We start from the raw sequence: 23,023 nt of genomic DNA, 5'->3' as shown, positions 1-23,023 counted from the left end.
TTTGCATGGGCGTCAGGGCTTTTTTGATAAAATATCCTTTATCATGTCGATCTCTAGGCTTTGGTTGGCCACTATTTTTTTTAACCGGCTGTTTTCCTCCTCCAAACTTCTGAGACGACGGAGTTCCTGTACTTCCATGCCTGAGTATTTGTTCCGCCAGACGTAAAACGTGCCAGCACTAATCCCATGCTTCCGGCATATCTCTTCTACTTTGAGCCCCTCCTCCTGCAGTTTGAGGATTTTGATGATCTGTTCTTCGGTAAATTTGCTCTTTTTCATAATTACTAAGTTAAAAATTCTAGTTTTAACCTGTTCAAAAAAAGCAGCCTAGTACCGGTATAACAAACAGAATATTAACATCATTAAATTTTGTAGAATGAATTTTACTTAAAGATTTGTTTAACTTATTATAGTGAATATCTTTTTCTTTACAAGAATACAGAATAAAAATTAATAATAAAACATTAAATAAACTAGCTTTATTCATCTTTACTTAATTTAAATATTTCGAATACCAAATTATCTTCATCTTCAATTGCAAGCTTCATTATATGAATTCCGTTTTTATTATAAAATTGATAATTAGGATGATAGACATATTTTCCTAAGTTAACTTCTCCAATTTTTTTCAATTTTGAATTTAATACGATTATAGATGCGTCCCTAAATCTACTTTTAATAAGATCTCCAGAATAAAAATCTTCCTCATTCATTGAATTATAAGCAACTCTATAATACATTTGACTAAATTCATCAAAGTGAATTGAACTATAAGTTGGCTGAGATCTTAAAAAGTAAGATTCTTCAACTGTAGGCGGGGGGTCGATCTTATTTGCAGTTGAAAGTGGTTTAACTTTATCAATAAAGCTGCTTTTTGCCAAATATTTTTCAGATTTTCTATTTTTTCCAATCAAATAAATATTATTGTCAATAGGAAAGCTTACGATTAATTTTTTTTCAATTGGGTTATAAGAATTATACATAAAATGTAATGCTGTACCCCAAATACCTGTAGAATACATTTTTGGATATTCAAAAAAATAGTTTACTGATCTATCATACAAATCTAGTTCTAAGATTAATTTTTCATTACTATCGCTTAATTTTTGAATATTTTAATCTTGAACCAAATGAGTTAAGTAATAACTTATTACCAATTTTAACCATTGGAGTGGTATTAGAAATATAAGGCCTTACTTGATACCTATGGCCATCAGAGATTAAATTATATTTATTTTTAATCTTGCCTGAGCTATCAATTATATGTAATAAACCTTTATTGTAGGAATATATAAAGATAGAATCAAGAGAGTGAACGAGCAGCCCAGAAACATCACCAACGCCATTTGGTCCATTTTTCTCCATATTAATATAAAACTGGCTATTTCCAGTTTCATAATCATAAAATATTAAATCATTATTAAACTTATTCATTAAAATAAAATATTTTGACGTATCATTTTCAAAATATTGAAAATAATTTCCCATTTTTGAGGTTAATGAGTCTAAAGGAAATATTTTTTCACCAATTTTTTAAATTTTATTTCATTTTCCGGTTCAATATTTGAGCCATTTTTATTCATTGAATCACAGCTCCATATCAAAAATATACTAAAGTATAAAAATCTAATTCGCATATTTTTTAAAGGTAAATTTTTATTTAATAGATATTTTAGTTAGTTATTATAAGATATGGTTACAATGATAATTGTAACCATATCTTCCATAGATTAACATCCTCCCCCACTAATAAAACAATGAGGTTTATTCAGATCCTCAAGGCAAATGTAATCATTAAGGTCATCTGGCAATACGCATCTGCCATTTACTCCCTCTGCTGTAGTCTGAGTACATTGCGCATCCAGTTTAGGGACGGACAACCCTGCTACTGCTATAAGTGAAAACACAATAGCTGTCATTTTTTTTAGAATTTTCATAATAAAATAATTTAGTTGAAATTAAATTTAAACTGAAGAAAATAATAAATTATAAAATTTCCAAATTTATTTAAATAAAATTCCTAACAAATACTTTTAATAAAAAATTTTAAACAAATACTTTTAATAGAAAATTTTAAACAAATACTTTTAATAGAAAATTTTGTTTTAAACTAATTTTTAATTTAAGTACCGAATTAATTAATAATTTAAAATTAAATAGCAGATTATTATTCTGAAATCTTATTTTATAAAATATTTCAAAAATAAATCAGGTTTCGATAGAAAAAAATGAAGGCGAACTGTAAAAATACGATTTAAATAGGCTATTGGTCACTAATGCAAGAGTAAACTAGCTGAGGAAAAGTCAGGGTATATGATTTTTCAATGGGTTCAGGAATCAAAAATTTCAAATAATATATTGGATTTGATTAGCCCTGAAAGCAAGAAGCGGGTCATAGGGTAAAAATATGACAGCAATTATGGGGCAGTTTTAGTGAAATCTGGATTTGAGCCATCTATACTTCCATAACCCATATTGGCTGCTTATAAATGTGTGGAGGTATGCTTTGCCACATTTGGTGGAAAAATCCTGAGTTTTGGAGTAAATGTAGGGAGATGCATTACCCCGGCACCCACATAGGAAGCGGCTACGAGGCTCCGGTCCCCCGTTGTCAGGGTTGCAAACCCTGTTTGTCTGGATTCGAGATGGCAAATGTCGAATAGCACGTTTTCTACTGTTTTATTTTTCCCCCAGCATACCCAGCTCAAAATCCACACGGCGCGCCTTTCTTTTATCATACAAGTCATCAAAAACCTCTTTTCTCAATGCGCTATCGCCGGATTTTTTGTGCCATTGCTCCTCCCCTGCCAGAACAATGCCTGCCTCATGGAAATCCAGCAACTGATCATAAGGTCCTCTGCTTCCCATCAGCTTGACCAGAATGGGTGCCATCTCTATCATGACAAACAAAAAAATAATCATCCAGTTGGCCCAATAAATAGCCGTATTTTTTAAAGTCAAATCCCTGAATGCCTGTAACCGGGCTGCCAACCCATCATACGCATCCAGGGAGACCATTTGGTTTTGAAATTCCTGCTCTTTTAATACATTAATTCTCCTGATTTCCTCCTCTAAATCCTGAATCCTGCCCTCATTCAGCTTTTGGGTATATTGGTAATCCTGCTCTGCCTGATCCAGTTGTTTTTCCTTCTTCTCAGCATTGATACCTATGCCCGCAAGCCCGGTGGTCCCTTCTGTTTTTACGCCAAATCTCTCCTGATCATACTCCACCTGCTTCTGGTTACGAAAATCCTCCTTAGCGGCAATCCCTGCCCTGAGGCTTTCAATTTTGCTTTCCAGTTCATTGATTTCCGGATACCCTGCTGCTATTTTTTTCCTGCTATTTTCGATTGTAGCCAGACGCTGTTCATCCAGTTCTCTGTTGATTTCCTTTTCAAAAATCCGTAGCTCCAATGGTTTGGCAATAACCAGGGCGATCAATAAGGCCAACACCAATCGGGGAAGGGCTTGTTTGAATTCCGGAAGAAATTGATCCTGCTTCTTTAAGGTAGAAACAATATACCGGTCTAAATTGAAAATCATCAAAGCCCAGATCAAAGCAATACCCAAAATCACCCAGAAGGAGGAAAAAACGGTAGACAAGGCATAACTTACAGACAGGCCCGCAAAAATAGCCGTAAACAGGACCGTTGCCCCAATCCCGAGAAACCTGTTTCTACTTGCCGGACACCTCCGCACCAATGGTTGGTAGGCACCGGAACAAACTATCAGGAATTTCTCTACAGTATGCATCAATCGTTTATTCTTTTGGACATTGCCAGTCAAATTGTATACCATAAACGTCCCGATACAAGGCTGGGAAAAATAAAAATGATGCTTTAAATCATATAAAGCATAATAGACTCATTAACAAATATATACCTGTTTCTAACCGAGCCGGAGAAGGAAAAATTCTAACCGGTATATTTTCAAATACGGCTCAGCTTCGCACCTGGATGCACCAAAATTCAAAACTGTACGCTTTTTATGTCCGTTTTTGTGACAGTCATTTTTTTGGCAGGTTTTAATTCTTCGAATTATTATGGTAGTTTAGGCCCGTTAACGATATACCCCATGAAAAATCTACTATTCCTTTCCCTGCTTTTTTTAATCCTTTCACCGGATTCACTCGCTCAAGACCCGGGTCGATTTTCCGATCAGGTTAGCCAGATATCAAAAGATTATCCGGTTTCCGATTACCAATCTTCGGTGGTATTCACGGGAAGTTCTACCATCCGCATGTGGAAAAGTTTGCAGGAGGATTTTCCGAGAGAAAAGATAGTCAACAGTGGATTCGGAGGCTCGCAGGCAAGTGATTTACTGCATTATCTGGATGAATTGGTGGTGGATTATGCGCCCAAAAAGGTATTTATATACGAAGGAGATAATGACCTGGCTGCCGGGAAAACGATCGAAGAAATCGTAGAAACCTATAACCTGATCGTCAGCCAAATACACTTGGCGTATCCGCAAACCGAAATCATTTTGATCAGTCCCAAGCCCAGCCTGGCCAGATGGGAATTGGCCGATCAGTACCGGGAACTCAATGCCAGGCTGAAAAAATACGCCAGAGGAAAGAAGAAGGTGTCCTATGCTGATCTATGGAATCCCATGCTTACTTCCAATAATACACCCATGGAGGATATTTTTCTGGAGGACAACCTCCACATGAACGCCAAAGGGTATGCCATCTGGGCAAAGCAGATCAAGAAATTTTTGTAGAAAACGTGTTGCGGCACCTTCCCCGTGGATTCGAGTACGAACAGGGCCAAAAATTCTATCATTTCGTATAAGAACCCACCGGTCGTCAGACAGAAAATCGGGACCAATTACTGCTAGCCGGGAAACCTCCGGACGCTCCATGGAAAAAAAACCGCCGGTCAACGGCACATGCTTTTATTGTTGGAAAAGACCGGGTTTCCAACCGCAGCTACCCGCTACCCTATACCATTTTTCCTATCCCCTTTTGCAAACCATTCGGAAAGCTATTTTCGTACCCAGTGTTTTCTTATCAAATGCCACGCGAAGGTTTTTTTACTCAGTAGTCTATTTCTATATTTGCAGGTAACGTAACATTAAATTAACATTAAGTTAATTTATTGGTAATATTAGCTATTAATTACAGGTAGTGTTACCTGCTCTGGTCTCCGGTGCGCGGTTATTCCACAAGCGCCTGTGTACGTAATCAATTGCATGTATGCTATTAAAAAAGACTTTGCTATTTTTTTTGCTAGGATGGGCGATGGGTGAAAGCATGGGATTTCAGGACCCAGTCAAACCACCGCCAGCCGTCAGTACCCGCTATGGTTCTAAGGGTTTCCAGTTTAGTACGGATGACGGCCTGTACCGCTTGCAATTGGCAGGTAGGTTGCAGTTCCGGTTTGCGACGCCGGCCGATCAGGATCCGATTACCTACGATGATTTCTTTGAACAAGATCAAAACCTGTTCAAAATCAACCGGGCCCGATTGAAAGTGGGGGGACATGCCCACAAACCCTGGTTAACCTATTATTTTGAATACGAACTTTCCGCATCCCGGATCCTGGATTTCCGGGTGATGGTAGCGAAATGGCCCTGGCTCAGTTTCAAGATTGGCCAGTGGAAGTCCGAGTACTCCAGGGAGCGGGTGATATCGAGCGGCAGGCAACAGCTGATGGAGCGGTCCATCATAAATCGGCCCTTTACGTTGGACCGCCAACAAGGGGCTTCCGTTTACGGCAGGTGGGACGGTGGAGGCCTCGCTGACTTCAACTACCATTTTCTGGTGCTGACGGGTACGGGCATTGGGGCCCGCACAAATGACGATAACCACTTGATGTATTCCGGAAGGCTACAATGGAATGTATTGGGGGAGGGCGTAGACATGTCCGGATCTGCCTTGAACTACCACCAAAAGCCCACTGCATCCATCGCGTGGGCAGGTACGACCAACACCAGTCCATACACGCGGTATTCTTCCCAGGGAGGCGGACAATTGACCGGTTTTGAAAACGGAACAGCCGGGCAATACGCCATGGACCAATACCTGGTAGAGACCACGCTAATGTACCGGGCGTTTAGCTGGCACAGCGAATATCACCGGAAAAACATCTTCGATACCAATAACGACCGGCTATCCCGTCTTCAAGGCTGGTTTGTGCAGGCTGGAATCCTGCTAAATGCGGCTGCTTCGGAGAATTCGGCTCCCAAATTGGAACTGGCAGGCAGGTACGCCCTGTTCCGTCCTGAGATGCGGCTACAGGAAAACAACGAGGAAGAGTATTCCCTGGCTTTCAATTGCTTTTTTAACGATCACCTAAACAAACTAACCGTGGATCTGACCCATTTTGATTTTGAAGAGAAATCTGTCAATCGTGAAGCTTCCGGCTGGCGCTTCCGCGTTCAATATGATTTTTCATTTTAAGCTGTCAAATCCGGCAGTGGATTTGGATATGCCACATCCCCTCTGTTTATTTGCAACTGATTCAGGAAACTGATTTATAAAGAAGGGGGGAGAGAACAGGCTCTGTGATCCTCTGGCAACCTTCCAACGCATGGAAAGGTGCCAAAACCTGACCCGATAGGGACCGATAAATTAGATAACATGATAACAGAAACATCTCCACTCCCTTTTCCAATCGCATTCGTTACGGCAGCTATTTTTTGCCCGATTGGTGTTAACCTTTCCTACCACTTATTGAAATCACGTATTCATGGCTTATAAAAATTTTGAAACCCAAGCGGTGCGCATAGCCGCTTCCAGCTCAGACCAACGGGAGCACTCTGCCCCCATCTACCTGAGTTCCAGTTTTGTGTTTGATTCCGCAGAACAAGCGAGGCAACTTTTTGCCGATGAACTACCGGGAAATATCTACTCGCGCTACGCAAACCCAAATACCAGCGATCTGATTGAAAAAGTCTGTGCAGCGGAAGGTACCGAATCCGGGGTCACCACCGCCTCCGGCATGGCCGCAATGTTTGGTAGCATGGCCTCCCTCCTACATCAGGGCGATCACATACTTGCCTCCCGCTCCCTGTTTGGCAGCACGCACCAGTTATTGACCCGGATTTTTCCCCGATGGGGAATCACTCATTCTTATGGAGATATTTCAGACATCGTTAACTGGGAAAAGCTTCTACAACCGAATACAAAAATGATTTTTATTGAGACTCCGTCTAATCCGGGACTGGAAATCATCGATTTGGAATACATTGCCAATTTTGCCAATGCGCACAACCTTATTTTAGTTGTAGACAATTGTTTTGCTACTCCCTATTTGCAGCAACCCGCCCGCTGGGGAGCACACATTGTGACACACAGTGCTACCAAATTCATTGACGGGCAAGGAAGGGTATTGGGTGGCCTTATACTGGGGAAAAAAGACCTGATCGATGAGGTGCAGTTTTTTATGCGGCACACCGGGCCTTCGCTTTCTCCATTCAACGCCTGGGTATTGGCAAAAAGCATGGAAACGCTAGCGGTACGTATGGACCGGCATTGCGAAAATGCATTTGCTGTCGCCAGCTATTTTGAAGGGAATACAGAAGTGGAACGAGTCCGATACCCCTTTTTACCCTCCCATCCGCAATACCAGCTCGCAAAAAAGCAAATGCGGCACGGCGGAGGCATCATCACCCTGACATTAACAGGAGGGTTGACCAGGGCAAAAAAGTTTATCGATGAACTGAAAATGATCAGTGTTACTGCCAATTTGGGAGATAGCAGAAGCATTATTACCCACCCGGCATCTACCACCCACAGTAAATTGACAGAGGAAGAGCGAGAACGGGTAGGCATACTCAATGGTTTGGTCCGGTTATCCGTAGGACTAGAGCACGTAGACGATATCATTCAGGACATCGAACAGGCGCTCGGAAAATCAAAAAACTGATGGTTGATAGCCACTACTTGTACCCCCCCACCCAGACAAGGGCTAATTGCAGCAAATCGGTTTAGGAGAGAATACCTTTCTTAGGAAAGAATTCCTTTCACTAATTTTCCGTGTACATCCGTCAGGCGGTACCGCCTTCCCTGGTGTTTAAACGTGAGTTTTTCGTGATCTACACCCAACAAGTGTAGCAGCGTGGCTTGGAAGTCGTGCACGTGCACCGGATCCCGGACCACATTGTATCCCAATTCATCGGTCTCTCCGTAGGAAATACCCTTCTTTACACCTGCCCCAGCCATCCACATCGTAAAACAGTTGGGATGGTGGTCTCTACCGTAATTTTCCGGAGTCAATCTTCCCTGAGAATAACTGGTACGCCCAAACTCTCCTCCCCATATCACCAGGGTATCTTCCAGCATGCCCCGCTGTTTCAAATCCCGGATCAGGGCGGCCGTCGGTCGGTCCATGCTTTGGGACATGGTCTGAATGTCCTTGGGAAGGTTTCCGTGCTGATCCCAGCCCTTGTGATACAGCTGAATAAATTTCACATCTTTTTCGGCCAATTTCCGCGCCAGCAGGCAATTGGCAGCATAAGTACCCGGCTGCAATACTTCCGGACCGTACATGTCGGTAATGTGCTGCGGTTCGTCGGCAATGTTCATCGTTTCAGGCACAGATGTTTGCATGCGGTAAGCCATTTCGTATTGGGCGATCTTGGCATTTATTTCCTGATCCTGCGACTGGGCATATTCCAGATCATACAGTTTTTTCAGGTGGTCCAGGTAGTTTCTCCTGTCCCTGCCGGAAATACCGGGGGGGTCATTTAGGTACAGCACCGGATCCTTGCCTGATCGAAACTGCACGCCCTGGTGCAAACTGGGCAGAAACCCATTCCCCCACAAACGGCTGTAGACCGGTTGTGCCCCCTGTTTACCCTGGGAAAGCAACACGCAAAAAGCAGGAAGATTCTCGTTTTCAGAACCCAGCCCATAACTCACCCAGGAACCGATAGAAGGTCTGCCCGGCTGTTGGGAACCGGTTTGAAAAAAGGTGATCGCCGGATCGTGATTGATCGCCTCGGTGTACATGGACTTGATCATGCAAATCTCATCCGTGATTCCGGCAATATGTGGCAAAAGCTCACTTACCCAGGCTCCTGACTCCCCGTATTGCTTGAAATCATACACGGAACCGACCATGGGGATGGATTTCTGCCCGGATGTCATCCCTGTCAACCGTTGCCCCTGACGCACACTGTCCGGCAGCTGCTCTCCATTTCGTTTGATCAGTTCGGGTTTGTAATCAAATAACTCCAACTGGGACGGTCCTCCGCTTTGGAACAAATAGATGACACGCTTGACCTTGGGTGAAAAATGCGTACCGATCGGATTCACTCCCGCTGCAAGGGAACTGGCGTTCAATTGAGTAGGAGCAATCAGGGAGGAAAGGGCCAAGCCACCCAATCCCAGACCGGTTTTGCTCAAAAACTCCCTCCTGGAATACCTATTTGTATGTTGGCATAAATCGGCCATAGCTAGGGGTTACTTTTTGGTATAGAATTCGTAATGGTTAAACAAAAGACTCGCAACCATGGTCATGGCCGCTGTTTTTTCGGCAGGGATGCGGGCGTTTGCCGGATATTCGCCTACCGCCAACAGCTCCCTTGCGGCCGCAGGATCTGTTTCAAAACGCTTCAATTCCGAGGTATACATGCTTTTAAGCACTTCCACTTCTTCACTTTTCGGATCTCTGCCCAGGGAATTGCGTACGCCCGCTACCAACTGCTGTTCCAGGTCACCCGCCTGAAGCATCTTTTCCGCCATCACGCGTGCTGCCTCGGTCACCTGGGGATCGTTCATCAATACCAGCGGTTGCAGCGGGGTATTGGTCTCCTGCCGGGAAACCATGCACTCCTCCCGGTTGGGCACATCAAAGGTAGTCATGGCTGGAGGAGGTGCCGTGCGTCTGATAAAGGTATACATGCTCCTGCGGTACAAATTTGCCCCGCTATCTTGCCGGTAATTGTACAAAAAATAAGAAAATTCTCCTTTCTCCTCCCAGATGCCGGGCGGCTGATAGGGCTTTACACTTGGTCCCCCCACCTGCTTTACCAGGAGCCCACTGGCTTTTAAGTAATTATCCCGGATAAACTCCCCCTGTAGCCGATGGCGGGCCCCTCTAGCCAAAAGCACGTTTTCCGGGTCTCGTTCCAATAATAGTTCCGTAGGTTCCGAAGACTGCCGGTACGTAGCCGACATGACCATCTTTTTTAAGAGCTGTTTTACATCCCAGCCGTTTTCCATGAAATCTACCGCCAGCCAATCCAGCAGTTCCGGGTGACTGGGCAGTTGTCCCTGACTCCCAAAATCGTCCACCGTAGGCACGATCCCGCGTCCAAAAATCCTGTACCAGTAGCGGTTTACGGTTACCCGTGCTACCAGTGGATTTTTCGGACTGGTCAGCCATTTTGCCAACCCCAATCGGTTGGCTGGCCATTCTGGAGAAAAGCCCGAAAGCACCTCCGGAACCGCGGCTTCCACCGCTTCTCCCGGAGCATCGTACGCTCCTCGCTCCAACAAAAAGGTTTTTCGGGGAACGGGGCGTTCCTGCATGACCATTACCTCCTCAATTCCTCCCATCAATTTCAGTTTCTTCTGCCGCCAAAAAGCGAGCGAATCAGCAAGCACAGCCAGATCTGGATTCTCCCAATAATTGGTATGCGTCAGGGCTGCTGCCTGATCCTCTGGAGCTTTTCCTGCCTCTTCGGAAAACAGCCCGGCTACTTCCCAATCAGTCAATGCTCGCTTGTAAATCTTTAAATCGGCCAGGCTACCCGTGTAAATCCCATCGTCTCCGCTAAAAACCCGGTAACTCCGCGCCAGCCGGAGCGCTTTTTCCACCACGCTATAACTCGTATTCACCGGAAGAATGCTTTTGTACAGGTTGTCCTTCTGAACCTGACCTTCGGATTCCCGGCCATTGATAAAAATCCGCAACCCGCTCGCTTTACCCGAACCATCGTAGGTAAAGGCTACCTGGGTCCACGCTTCCGTAGGTAAGCGCTCCCCACTGCTGACGTGAAGGGCATTGTGCGGAAGGGCATGGATCAACTGTACGTTGATACGGTTCAGGCTGTCCAGGTACAGTTCGTAGCCTCTCCAATACGTATTTTTGTTGCCAATATTTCCTAAAATAAACCGGTAGGGTTCAACGGTTTCCGGATTGATCCAGATGCTGTAGGAAAAAGGTTGATCCATCTCAAAAAGCCCGGTTGCGGGGATTTCGATGATGTCGTAGTCTTCTTTAAACCGGAGCGCACCCTGTCCCGGTAAGGGTCCGGTGACCGGTTCGGGACTGCCCGATACCCTCGCTTCCAATGCCTTGTCGGCGGAGAGGGTCATTTCGTTTTCGTGGCTAGCGAGAGAAAAGTGGGCAACCAAACCCTTTTGCAGCGTGGTCGACGGTAAATTCTTACTAGTTACTGCTACCGGATCGGTTAAGGCTGCCTGCTGCCTGCTTTCCAGTTCGCTAATTTTTTTCTTGATGCGGTCAATTTCTTGGTCCGTTTTCTCGTCAGTAAACAGCATCATCGGACCGGCATTTTTATCGTCTCCGGTCATTCCCACTTCGTCTACATTGTTGTAAAATGCCGCCAAACTAAAATAATCCTTTTGAGACAAGGGATCAAACTTGTGATCGTGGCACTTGGCACATTCCATGGTAAGCCCCAAAAAAGCCTTGGCGGTGGTTTCGGATCGATCAAACACGTACTCCAATCGGTACTCCTCATCGATGATTCCGCCTTCGGCGGTCATTTGGTGATTTCGGTTAAACGCCGTGGCCAACACCTGATCTTTTTTTGACTCGGGCATCATGTCTCCTGCTATTTGCCATTGGATGAACTGATCGTAGGGCATGTTGGATCGAAACGCCCCGATCACCCAATCCCTCCAGGGCCACATCATCCGGATTCCATCGGCATGCAGGCCATGGGAATCTGCATACCGAGCCACATCCAACCAATCCAGGGCCATCCGCTCCGCATAGGCATCCGAGGCAAGCAATTCGTCCACCAGGTTTTCGTAGGCATTCGGCGAGGGATCGTTTACAAACCGCTCCACCATTTCCCAGTCGGGTGGCAAACCAGTAAGATCAAAGGCCAGGCGACGAATCAAGGTGTGGGCAGGTGCTTCCGGGGAGGGTTCCAATCCTTCCCGATCCAGTCGACTAAAAACAAATGCATCGACCTCATTTTTTACGCTGCTGGTATTTTTAGGGACAGGTAACGGCACTTTCTCCGGCGGAAGATAGGCCCAATGATCCTGGTATTCGGCTCCCTGTTCGATCCAGCGAATCAGCAGTGCTTTTTCCTGGTCAGAGAGAGACAAGTTGGATTCTGGAGGGGGCATGCGTAGTTCCCGATCTTCGGCCAAAATGCGGTGAAATAGCTCACTACTGCCTGGTTTGCCGGGAGAAACGGCCTTTGTCATCCATCGGTCCTGCAGGGTTTGGTAGGCGCCTTCCTCGGTATCCAGCCGCAACCCTGCCTCCCGGGTATTGGGATCCGGACCGTGACAGGAAAAGCAACGATCGGACAAGATGGGTTTGACGTGTAGGTTATATGATATTTCTTCCGGGATATTTTCCGCCGCGTTGCGAACAGTATCGGGAATCGTGGGACCGCAGCCCACGAAAAGAATGCCGGTCAGGGCAGGTGCCATCCAAACCCACCCGATGCTGCGGGAAACAAAATTCGTCGAATCCATACAAGAAAACCTGGTACGCTGGCTAAAATAAGAAAAAAAAGCATAGCTACTTCGAAAATTCGAAACAAAATCTACGCAAAACCAACTGATAGCCAGGCAACGAACCGGAAGGGATGTCAGCTCCGGTAATCCCGGAGCAAGAAGATTAGTCTTCTTTTGTGTTTTCTTCTTCGGATAACTTTACCGGTTTATCGTTTTCCAATTGTGTGCTCACGACAAAATAAGGACCCGTGATCACTTCCTGCCCTTCGGCAATACCTTCCAACACCTCAATATTTTCAAAATCTGAAATTCCAGTTTTTATCTCGCGAATTTTTGCCAGCTCGCCTTCTCTAATGAAAACCAATTCTTTCATTCGCTCTATCCCTCCTTCGGAGTCTACCGTTTCGTTGGCACGGGTAGTGACCGCTGCCAGGGGAATGGATAGCACCGCTTCCTTTCTGTCCGTAATGATCTCCACACTTGCCGTCATGCCTGGTCGGAAAGGAAAAGGGTTGCCCTCCGATATCAATTCTTCGTAGGACGCATTTAAAATCCGGATGCGCACCTCAAATTCTGTGACTGCATCTGCACTCGCCTTCTCGTTGGCCGAATTGGCAATGGCAGTAACTACCCCGGAAAACTTTTTGCCGCTAAACGCATAGGCATCTACATCAATCAAGGTGGTATCGTGCATACTGATTCGGACGATGTCATTTTCATTGACGTTAACCCGAACCTCCATCCGTGATAAATCGGCTATGCGAAGCATTTCGGTACCGGCCATCTGAGCGGTTCCTACCACACGTTCTCCTTGTTCTACCAATAGGCTGGAAACCACACCATTGGTGGGCGAGTACACGTTGGTAAGTCGAAGGTTTTCTGCAGCTTCATCCACCGAGGCCTGGGCGCTTTTGATAACGTATTCGGCAGCCAAAACCGACTGTCTCGCTGCTTCGAGGTCGTTTTGCGCCGTCAAAAATTCCGCTTTTGCCTGCTCGAAGTCGGCGTCTGATATGACGTTGTCTTCGTATAGTTTCGAATTCCGCTGAAACGAAAGCTCTGCACGGGTAAATTGCGCTTCCGCGCGTTTCAGAGAAGCCTTGGATTGGGCAAGGTTGGCCAATTGCTGGTTTAAATTTGCCTGTGAGCGATCAAGCGCAGAAATGAAATTATCCGGTCTGATTTTCACCAACAGGTCGCCCTGTTTTACAGAATCCCCTTCGTTCACATTCAATTCGATGATTTCCCCCGCTACATCGGGACTCAGCTTCACTTCTCTCTCGGGCTGAACCACACCGGATGCACTGACTTTTTCCACAATGTCTCGTTTGGTAACTTTCCCTACCTCTACCTCCAGTGGTTTTTCTCCGCCTATCCATCCAGCCTTTCTGCCCACCAGGGTAACGATCACCAATAGGGCTACTACTGCCAATAGGCTGTAAATTAGTTTATTCGACTTTTTAGTTGTCATGATTTGGGATTGAATTAGAGTGTAAGTGGCTTTCCAAGGTAAAAATCAAGCACCTTCACACTGAAGACGTATTCGTATTTCGCAGACACCAGGTCTGCCTGTGCATTGAACAGATTGTTTTGGGCGACTTGAAAGTCTACGGCGTTTATTGCCCCTACCTCAAAGCGTTGCTGCGCCATTCGAAACGCTTCTTCCAATGCCTCTACCCGCAGAAGTGAACTCCGGTAGGATTGCCTTGCCGCGTACGCCGAGGTATAGGCGGATTCGATGTCCTGCCGCAACTGATTCCGAACTTCTATTTCGGAGATTTCACTTAGCCTACGTTGAACCCTGGCTCGCTGCACGCTCGCCCGATTTCTGAAATTGGAAAAAATCGGAATGGATAAACCCAAATTAGCTGCTTGCGATAAATTGTTTTCAAATTGCCGCAGCAGGGGATCCGTTGTGCCAAAATTGGTTTGGTCCACGTAATTGGAAAAAACGTTCGCGCTCAAGTTTAGGCTCGGTAAAAACGTCCCCTTCGCGATTCGGACACCATAATCTGCCGCCTGTATGCCAAGTTCGGCAGCTTTTACCTCTGGCAGTATTCCCTCCGCAACAGAATAAATGTGCGCAACACCTCGCGTTTCGATCTCCAGTCCGTCTACCTCCAACTCCGGAATCAGAATATCAAAATCATCGGTAAAGGGCAACTGCAGTGCCTGCGACAAATTCAACCGGGCTATCCGCAGGTTGTTTTCTGCATTGATTACCTCAAGCTCGTTCGTGGCCATTTGGGCCTGCAAATCCAACTGATCGGCTACCGGAAGAGAACCTGCTTGTACCAATTTTTCGGTTCGTTGCAACTGATCTTTGCTAGTCGTCAACTGAGAGTTGGCAATGTTGAGCTGCTCACGCGCAAAAGCTACATTGATAAACAGGTTGACCGTGTTCAACGAAATATCGTTGCGGCTGGCTTCCAGATTCAGCCGATTGGTTTCTACAGTGGTTTCTGCCTGACGGATGCTGTTTTGAATCTGCCCCCCGGCAAAGATCGGCAAACTGGAATTCGCGGAGACGTTTACGTTTCCAATTCTTCGGGTTTCAAACAAGTTGGTGACGGGATTGATGGAGCGCCCCCAGCGAAAGCCAGAGGAAGCACCCATGGAAAACGAAGGCAATTGCTGCCCCCTTGACTCCATCAACGTCGCTTCTGAGGAAAGCAAGTTCAACTCGCTGCGTTTTAGATTGAGGTTGTTTTCCAGGGCTATTTGAACACATTGTTCCAGACTTAATTTACCAGAAGTAGTTTGCGAAAACCCGTGCTGCACTAGCCCCCAGCCTAAAAAAAATAGGAGTAAAATTCGTTTCATAGGTTGCAAGTCATTTGGAACGTGTACGTTTGATGGAGAAAGTTTTTAGGCATGACTATAAAGTTAATAAAAACTTCGTTACCATTGTCAAAATTAGTGCTAGTTTTGGTATTTCTTGCAAGTTTAGGCGAAATTCGCTAACTATTGCCCTTCTGCCTCAAAAATTAATTAATTTTAACAGTTTACAAAAACGCTTCACGCAAACCGTCCAAATTCGGACAGCTGATTGTACGATAATGAGACATTTCTTTTCCGAGAGTCCGAATAGCTTACGGGAGGTCCCGGCTTTTCCACCCAACCGAGCGATGCTTTTTGGGGATGGCATTTTTGAGACGATGGTTTATATCGATGGAAAAATACGGTTTGAACAGTTGCATCAGGAGCGCCTGCTAAAAGGTATGCGGGCTTTGATGATTCAATCCGAAGAACTTCCAGAGGTAAAGACCATCGCCAGACTGGTTGCAAACCAGGTCAGAAAGACGGGAACCTTCCGCCTACGATGGACGGTTTTCAGAGCCGGACTGGGGAAATACACCCCCACAGACAGTGGGTATTGCGAGTTACTGACGGTGGCTCCTTTTCATCCAGCGACAAGCGTAAAAAAAACAGCCTACATCAGTGATTCAATTCGGGTTCCTTACAATTCGTGGGCAAATTGCAAAACACTCAACGCGCTACCCTACGTGATGGCCAATCTGGAACGGCAAAAAAAGCAGCAGGAGGAAGTCATCTTATTGGACCAGAACGGATACCTGTCGGAAGCTGGGAGCGCCAATTTATTCTGGCAAAAAGAAGGCATATTCTACACGCCCTCGCTCCGGCATGCCTGTGTGGCCGGGGTAGCCAGGAGACAAATCCTCATAAAACTTCAGGAAATGAACCTTACCCTGATTGAGGGCAGCTTTCGGCCAGACGATCTATTGCAAGCCGAGCAGGTATTTGTAAGCAACGTTTCCGGGATCAGCTACTTGGAACAAATACAGGGGATTTCATTTGCTACTCAACCCGTTCCCGGGTTAGCAGCGCTATTTGGTTGGTCTACGAACAGTTAAACAGAAACCTCGGCCTTTATGTGTGGGTGGGGATCGTAATTTTCCAATCGAATATCCTCGTAGCGAAAAGCGAAGATATCTTTTATTTCGGGATTCAGTTTCAACCGGGGCAAGGGCCTGCAATCCCGACTAAGCTGCAAGCGCGCCTGGTCCAGGTGATTGGTATACAAATGGGCATCACCGAAGGTATGGACGAATTCCCCCGGTATGAGGTCACAAACCTGGGCTACCATGGAAAGGAAAAGTGCATAAGAGGCTATGTTAAAGGGTACGCCTAGAAAAACGTCTGCGCTACGTTGGTACAACTGGCAGGAAAGTTTGCCCTCAGCCACGTAAAACTGAAACAATAGGTGGCAGGGAGGGAGTGCCATTTGGTCCACGTCTGCTACATTCCAGGCGCTAACAATGAGCCTGCGGGAGTTCGGATTCGTTTTGATTTGGTGAATAAGATTTTTTATTTGGTCTATTTCTCCTCCTTTCCCATCGGGCCAATGCCGCCACTGGTATCCGTATACCGGACCCAAATCACCCGCTTCGTTTGCCCATTCGTCCCAGATGGACACCTTGTTTTCCTTCAGGTACGCGATGTTGGTGTCGCCTTTTAAAAACCAGAGCAATTCGTGAAAAATGGATCGGGTATGACATTTTTTAGTGGTAACGAGGGGAAACCCCTCGGAAAGGTTAAACCGCATCTGGTAACCGAACACACTGATGGTTCCGGTTCCGGTACGGTCTCCTTTCTGTACGCCATTCGCCAAAATGTGTTGTAGCAGTTGATGGTATTGTCTCATGATTGTTCTACTTAGCCGTAGTGTTCCTGGTAGTATTTCAGGTAATCCCCAGAGGTGACCCGCTGCAGCCAGGCCTCGTTATCCAGGTACCAATGGATGGTTTTTTCGATGCCAGTTTCGAAGGTTTGCAGTGGTTTCCAGCCCAGTTCCTCGTTGATTTTCTTTGCGTCGATGGCATACCTTAAATCATGCCCGGCCCGATCTTTTACAAATGTAATGAGTTTGGCAGATTCACCCGCTGTTCTCCCCAGTTTCTGGTCCATAATCTCGCAAACCAATCGCACAATGTCAATGTTTTTCCATTCGTTAAACCCGCCAATATTGTAGGTATTTCCAGTCTCGCCTTGGTGAAAAAGCAAATCAATGGCGCGGGCATGATCTTCCACATAGAGCCAATCCCTGACATTTTCGCCCTTTCCGTAGACTGGAAGTGGTTTTTCTTCTTTGATGTTGTGTATGCAAAGCGGGATTAATTTTTCGGGAAATTGATTGGGACCGTAGTTATTCGAACAGTTGGAAAGTACGGTTCGAAGTCCGTACGTATTGGCATAGGCCCGCACAAAATGATCCGAGGCCGCTTTGGATGCGGAATAGGGAGACTGCGGGTCATAAGGTGTGGATTCGGTAAAGAACCCTCCGTTATCCAGTGAACCATAAACCTCATCGGTAGAAACATGGTAAAAAAGATGCTGCGATAGATCCTTCCAGTAATTTTTTGCGGCATTCAGTAAATTGACCGTGCCCACCACATTGGTCTTTACAAAAGAAAGCGGATCGGTAATGGACCGGTCCACGTGGGATTCGGCCGCAAGATGGATCACATCGGTTACCTGAAAATCGTTAAATACCTGCTCCAATTGGGTGCTATCGTTGATATCCACCTTTGAAAATACGTAATTGGTTTTTCCTTCGATATCCGAAAGATTTTCCAAATTACCCGCATAGGTCAGGCAATCCAGATTAATGATTCGGTAATCCGGATACCGATTCACAAAAAGTCGAACCACATGAGAGCCAATAAACCCCGCTCCGCCGGTAATTAAAATTGATTTTTTCATAGCAAATTCGTTCAAATAAACTAACAAATAAATTCTAAAAACTAATTAAATACCGTGTGCAAATTAAACCTTAAACCTATTGATCAATTTTTTGAACCAACCCGGCCGGTAGCGGGGCTCCTCTGCATAATACCCTTCTCCGTACCTGTTTTTTTTCATGTAGGAATAATTGTAGCCATACCCGTAATTGTACCCGCCAAAATCATAGGTATCCCCCCCACTTTTCAGTCCATTAAATATCGCATAAAAATTTCTAATCTGGTCATTTGCATACAGATCATTGATCATTAATAATTGATTTTTATGGGTAAAATCATGCCTGACAATATACAGGTTTACGTCCGAAAAACGCAACAAATCCATGGTCTCCGACACCAACCCTACCGGGGGACAATCCATCACGATGATGTCAAATTCCTTTTCCAGCCTATCCAAAAAATCATTCATTTTGGTCTTCAAAAGCAGCTCCGCCGGGTTAGGTGGTACGGGTCCCGAAGGGACAACAAACAGGTTGTCGTATGCTGTGGGAACGATGATTTCATCGGCGCTATCTTTGTCGATCAGGTATCCGGACAGCCCTTTTTTACTGGAGATATCCAGGTAGGTAGACAGTTTCGGTTTCCTCAAATCCAATCCGATAATACAGGTCTTTTTGCCACTTAAGGCCATGGCGGATGCCAGGTTGAGGCTGATGTAGGTTTTTCCCTCTCCGGAGACACTGGAGGTTACCAGAATTTTTTTGCATTTCTTTTCGCTCGCAATGTAAAAAAGGGCGGATCGCAAGGATCGAAACGATTCAGACGCCAGGGACCTCGGGTGCTCTGCCACCAACAAATTGGTGTCTTTGTCACTGAAACCTATCGTTCCCAGAAGCGGAATTCTCAACAAATTTTTTAGCTGAACCTGATCCATGATTCGGTTATTGAGGTAATGAAACAGCAGCAAAAACCCGAGGGGAAGGAAAAAACCAAGTCCTAGCGCATAGGAATAATTTTGCGTCTTTTTGGGGTAAATGAGTATGCCGCGTTTAGCATAATCCACAATGCTATTATCGGGTACATTCGAAGCCTTTGCGATGCCTGCCTCTGCGCGCTTTTCTAGCAAATAGGTATACAGGTTTTCCCGAAGTTTGAACTCCCGAAAAATGGATGAATAGTTGGACTCTGCCTGGGGCAGGTTGGCAAACTGACGATCAAAGGCAGCCAATTTTTGCTGGTACTGTTTTTTCTTATTCTCTGTATTGGTGACCAGATTTTCAATGTTTTCGAAGATGTTTTCTTTCAACCGCCCGATCTGTCGGTCCAGGGCCGCAACGTCCGGATGGGTCTCCCTGACTGCAGTTAAAAGCTTCCTTCGCTCCAGGGACTGATCCACTAATTGCTGAATCAGTTCGCTGAGAAGCCCGTCCGTAATACCGATCAGCGAGGGAGCGACGATCTCTTCAAAATTGTCTGATTTCGTAAGCAGGTAATCCTTGAGGGCAGTATAATAGGCCAGTTCGAAATCGATGGATTGAATGTTCTCTTCCAACAGTTGAATGCTGTTTAGCACACCGCCAAACTCCGCATCCACATCCAGCATTTTATTGTCTACTTTGAAGCGCTGCATCCGTCGCTCGACCGAATTCAATGAATCCTCCACAATAAAGAGTTGCTCTTCGATAAACCGTAGGGCATTCTCTGAAATCTGGTTTTTTTCCCGCAGGTCGTATTCCAAAAAGGAATCCATGAGCGCATTGACATAATCGCTTCCTTTTTCTACAATTTTTGTGGTCATGCTCACCTCAAGCACCGAACCGTAATTGATCAAGGGCCTCACCTGCACCGACCCCGCATAGCTATCGATCAGGGATTGAGGCGAATGAAGCAAGAATTCATAGGTATCGTATTGGGGCGAATGTGTCGTTTGGTGCACGGTAAACCGGGCATGGTCTCCCACCACCGGTTCGCCAAAGTAAAATTCCTTGCCAAAAATATCCCGGTCCTCTTCTACGTATTGGTAACTCATGAAAAACCGATCAAAAAACATGTTTTCCCCCGGCAATAGCTGGAACGTAGAATCTGAGAGGATTTCAATCCGGATTTTTCTATTTTCGATTTGAGGGTAATCCCAGTCCACATCCACCCTAATTGGGCTATTGGTATACAGTTCGATTTCCTTAATGTTTGTGGACGCAAAATAGCTGACGTCAAAATGTACCTTTTCCAACGCTTCTGCTGCCAGGTTTTTGGACGAAAAAAGCAAAATATCGTTGGTGAGGTTTTCTCCTCCCGAAAAAATATTCGATCGATCGAGTATGCGTACTTCTGGAGAGAGGTTACTCTTAATCAGCACGCTACCTTTGACCTCAAACCGTTCTACGGTGTAACGATGAAAAAGAAACACGGCCAGCAAGCCAATCAGGATACAAAACAGGTACAAGGGCCAGTACCGAAAATACTTGATGATATAATACTTTATATCAATTGGCTTTTCCTGTTCTTCGAATTTGGACAAATCTAGATTTTCCATGCTCAAAAAATTCCTGAAGTGATCCCGTAAAAAAACATCACGGCAGTAATGATGGATAACCCCAACTGCAGACTGGCGGAGAAATTTTCCCCCGAACCAATCTGCCGTATTTGCATGGGTTGCAAATACAGAATGTCATTGGGCTGGATAAAATAGAACGGCGATGCTAACAGCTGTCTATCATTCAGATTAATTTGATGAATTTTGGTACCTCCGTCGTATTGGCGTATCAAAAACAATTCATTTTTTCGCGCCAAAATACTGGATTCACCCGCCATAGAAATTGCATCAAAGATCGTCGCCCTGTTTTTTAGGATGATTTTTGGGCCCACGCTTTGAAATTCACCCAGGGTTGTAAAACGGATGCCACCGATACGCAACCTCACCTCTACGTCTTCCTTAAAATAAACGTTAACGGCTTCCTGCACCTTGATTCGGGCAGCTTCCTCCGTTAATCCGGATAATTTGATCGTCCCCAATACGGGCATCCGTACAAAACCGTTTTTGTCAAGCGGATATCCGGAAAAATAAAATACATCCATCGCTCCACCACCAGCGGCGCCCCCTCCTCCCCGTGCACCCCGGGCAGCAGAGGCTCCCTGGTACTCAAATGCCCGAAGCAATTCCTCATCCGGAGAAGCGAAATCTATTTCCACGATGTCGTGGGGTTGCAGGACGTACTCGTAATCAACATCGGCATAGGGAATAAACTCATCCAACTCGATGGCTTCATTCCCACTAAGGTTTTGAAGGTAATTGATTCGTTTGTTGCTGATGCAGGAGGTGATCATGACAACAAACAGCAGGATACAAATCGGCCTCATTCGGTAAAAGTTCAGATTGCCCGGAGTCAAAATTAAGTAAATAGGACGGTATACGAAATTATTATTTGCAATTAATTTTAAATACGTTATTTTCTATTCAACATGCGATTATATGCATTCAACATACTCAGGTGTACGGATTTTCTGGTATAACCACCCACAACTATCCGGTACAGGTTCTCTGCGAAGTCTTGCATCCGGGCTCTTTTCACGAAGGCGTATTCCATGGCCTCCTGCAATGCCTGCACCTGCCCGACCGGGAATACCAATGCCGATTTCATTGGGGAAACTACCTCGAGATTGCCTGCTATGTCCGAACAAATAACCGGACAGCACATGGCTCCAGCCTCTAATAATACATTGGGAAAGCCTTCCCGGTGTGACGGATGCACCAGCACATCGGAGAGCGCCATGTAGTGGGCCACGTGATCGGACCAAGGCACATGAACAATTTTTGGATGATCGGCAATTTGGTTCATCGTCTTCCTGCTCAGGGGATTAAGTTCCTGTTCAAAATCTCCCAATAAGACCAATTTGGAACGGTCGACGATCTTCGACTGAACAAAAGCCTCCACCAGTTCGGCGATTCCCTTGTCTTTCACCAATCGTCCAACCGCCAGAAAAAGGAACTCGTTCTCTCCCGGAGAAATTCTCATCGTGGCCGCCACCAAATGGTTCTCCTGTAGGTTCCCCCTGTTAAACTGGTCTACGTCCACACCATTGGAACTTCCATTGCCTATCACGTTGATCTTTCTTTCGTCGGTTAATTTTTCGCGAAGAATGAATTCCTTCAGGGAATGGGCGTTGGGCCATACCTCATGCGCCAGGCGGTAGGTCGCTTTCTCGACGAAAAGCAACAAGGATTTTTGAACTTTCTTCCTGGATAGCAGTGGCATGCCAGCCAGGGTATGGACCCGGTGCGGAACACCGGCGGCCCAGGCAGCTACCATTCCCAGCAAACCCGCCTTGGGCGTGTGCGTGTGCACAATGTCCGGCTTCTGCTCCCGAAACAATTTGTACAGCAACCACAAGCAATGCAGGTCCCTTAGGGGCGTGATTTTCCTGGTAAAGGGTACGATCACCCGCTCGATATGCTTCTCATTCCGTAACACATCCGGCCACTCTTTCCCATCCGAAGCAACAGCCAAAACCTCGTAACCGGATTCGGTCATGTACTTCAACTGGTGTCTTAGTAGTAATTTTAGGGAAAGGGGAACGGTCGTGATTCGGATTAGTTTTGGCATTCAGTAGGGCGATTCGTTAAAAATGCAAATATACCCCTAATTTCGATAGGTTTGGGCGTAGCGAGCGGTAACTTGCTGGAAATACTACCTGGATAAACGAGCCG

17 protein-coding genes and 1 riboswitch are annotated in these 23,023 nt (G+C 45.6%); of the genes, 4 read left to right on the top strand and 13 right to left on the bottom strand.

What is annotated here, in order from left to right:
* Positions 1–12 precede the first annotated feature (12 nt).
* From BMW71_RS22810 to BMW71_RS22790, 4 genes are all read right to left on the bottom strand, one after another.
* Positions 13–279: a transposase gene (locus BMW71_RS22810; protein ID WP_092178852.1), complete on the bottom strand. Its 267-nt coding sequence runs from the start codon at positions 277–279 to the stop codon at positions 13–15.
* A gap of 200 nt (positions 280–479) precedes the next feature.
* Positions 480–1,064 (bottom strand): DUF4221 family protein, encoded by a 585-nt coding sequence (locus BMW71_RS24060; protein WP_177179744.1) that lies wholly within the window; start codon positions 1,062–1,064, stop codon positions 480–482.
* A gap of 28 nt (positions 1,065–1,092) precedes the next feature.
* Positions 1,093–1,518: a DUF4221 domain-containing protein gene (locus tag BMW71_RS24055; RefSeq protein ID WP_262485685.1), complete on the bottom strand. Its 426-nt coding sequence runs from the start codon at positions 1,516–1,518 to the stop codon at positions 1,093–1,095.
* A 1,161-nt stretch (positions 1,519–2,679) separates the two neighbouring features.
* Positions 2,680–3,753, bottom strand: a complete 1,074-nt coding sequence (locus tag BMW71_RS22790; RefSeq protein ID WP_092178856.1) for a DUF4407 domain-containing protein — start codon at positions 3,751–3,753, stop codon at positions 2,680–2,682.
* A 321-nt stretch (positions 3,754–4,074) separates the two neighbouring features.
* Here BMW71_RS22790 and BMW71_RS22785 point away from each other — a divergent pair, with 321 nt between their 5' ends.
* From BMW71_RS22785 to BMW71_RS22775, 3 genes are all read left to right on the top strand, one after another.
* Positions 4,075–4,722 (top strand): SGNH/GDSL hydrolase family protein, encoded by a 648-nt coding sequence (locus tag BMW71_RS22785; RefSeq protein ID WP_092178855.1) that lies wholly within the window; start codon positions 4,075–4,077, stop codon positions 4,720–4,722.
* 475 nt (positions 4,723–5,197) lie between these two features.
* On the top strand, positions 5,198–6,403 hold the full coding sequence (locus BMW71_RS22780; protein ID WP_092178848.1) for a porin: 1,206 nt from the start codon (positions 5,198–5,200) through the stop codon (positions 6,401–6,403).
* A 71-nt stretch (positions 6,404–6,474) separates the two neighbouring features.
* Positions 6,475–6,576, top strand: a riboswitch (SAM riboswitch).
* Between the two features lie 116 nt (positions 6,577–6,692).
* A complete protein-coding gene (locus BMW71_RS22775) occupies positions 6,693–7,871 on the top strand; it encodes a trans-sulfuration enzyme family protein (RefSeq protein WP_092178847.1) in 1,179 nt (392 codons plus the stop codon).
* Positions 7,872–7,951: 80 nt separating this feature from the next.
* Here BMW71_RS22775 and BMW71_RS22770 read toward each other — a convergent pair whose 3' ends face one another.
* The 4 genes from BMW71_RS22770 to BMW71_RS22755 all read right to left on the bottom strand — a co-directional run bounded on the left by BMW71_RS22770 (position 7,952) and on the right by BMW71_RS22755 (position 15,439).
* Complete coding sequence (locus BMW71_RS22770; protein WP_092178846.1) at positions 7,952–9,400, bottom strand: DUF1501 domain-containing protein; 1,449 nt, start codon at positions 9,398–9,400, stop codon at positions 7,952–7,954.
* Between the two features lie 9 nt (positions 9,401–9,409).
* A complete protein-coding gene (locus tag BMW71_RS22765; RefSeq protein WP_244891288.1) occupies positions 9,410–12,634 on the bottom strand; it encodes a DUF1553 domain-containing protein in 3,225 nt (1,074 codons plus the stop codon).
* Between the two features lie 145 nt (positions 12,635–12,779).
* Entirely contained in the window at positions 12,780–14,087 is a 1,308-nt protein-coding gene (locus BMW71_RS22760) for an efflux RND transporter periplasmic adaptor subunit (RefSeq protein WP_092178845.1), read from the bottom strand.
* A gap of 14 nt (positions 14,088–14,101) precedes the next feature.
* Positions 14,102–15,439, bottom strand: a complete 1,338-nt coding sequence (locus BMW71_RS22755) for a TolC family protein (RefSeq protein ID WP_092178844.1) — start codon at positions 15,437–15,439, stop codon at positions 14,102–14,104.
* A 236-nt stretch (positions 15,440–15,675) separates the two neighbouring features.
* Here BMW71_RS22755 and BMW71_RS22750 point away from each other — a divergent pair, with 236 nt between their 5' ends.
* On the top strand, positions 15,676–16,491 hold the full coding sequence (locus tag BMW71_RS22750; RefSeq protein ID WP_092178843.1) for an aminotransferase class IV: 816 nt from the start codon (positions 15,676–15,678) through the stop codon (positions 16,489–16,491).
* On the opposite strand, the gene BMW71_RS22745 is transcribed toward BMW71_RS22750, so the two are convergent.
* From BMW71_RS22745 to BMW71_RS22725, 5 genes are all read right to left on the bottom strand, one after another.
* Positions 16,488–17,282: a thymidylate synthase gene (locus BMW71_RS22745; RefSeq protein ID WP_092178842.1), complete on the bottom strand. Its 795-nt coding sequence runs from the start codon at positions 17,280–17,282 to the stop codon at positions 16,488–16,490. The two genes, BMW71_RS22750 and BMW71_RS22745, sit on opposite strands and share 4 nt — an antisense overlap.
* 11 nt (positions 17,283–17,293) lie before the next feature.
* Positions 17,294–18,340 carry a dTDP-glucose 4,6-dehydratase gene (gene rfbB / locus BMW71_RS22740; RefSeq protein ID WP_092178841.1) on the bottom strand — a complete coding sequence of 349 codons (1,047 nt, stop codon included), beginning with the start codon at positions 18,338–18,340 and terminating at the stop codon, positions 17,294–17,296.
* A gap of 63 nt (positions 18,341–18,403) precedes the next feature.
* Positions 18,404–20,851, bottom strand: coding sequence for a GumC family protein (locus tag BMW71_RS22735; RefSeq protein WP_092178840.1), 2,448 nt, complete (start codon positions 20,849–20,851; stop codon positions 18,404–18,406).
* A 2-nt stretch (positions 20,852–20,853) separates the two neighbouring features.
* Positions 20,854–21,675, bottom strand: coding sequence for a polysaccharide biosynthesis/export family protein (locus tag BMW71_RS22730; protein WP_092178839.1), 822 nt, complete (start codon positions 21,673–21,675; stop codon positions 20,854–20,856).
* An 86-nt stretch (positions 21,676–21,761) separates the two neighbouring features.
* Positions 21,762–22,919, bottom strand: coding sequence for a glycosyltransferase family 4 protein (locus BMW71_RS22725; protein WP_092178838.1), 1,158 nt, complete (start codon positions 22,917–22,919; stop codon positions 21,762–21,764).
* Positions 22,920–23,023 lie beyond the last annotated feature (104 nt).

Source organism: Cyclobacterium xiamenense, assembly GCF_900109255.1.
Taxonomy (GTDB): Bacteria; Bacteroidota; Bacteroidia; order Cytophagales; family Cyclobacteriaceae; genus Cyclobacterium; species Cyclobacterium xiamenense.
The sequence above is the reverse complement of the archived record's forward strand: the minus strand, read 5'-3'. Positions and strand labels throughout refer to the sequence as shown.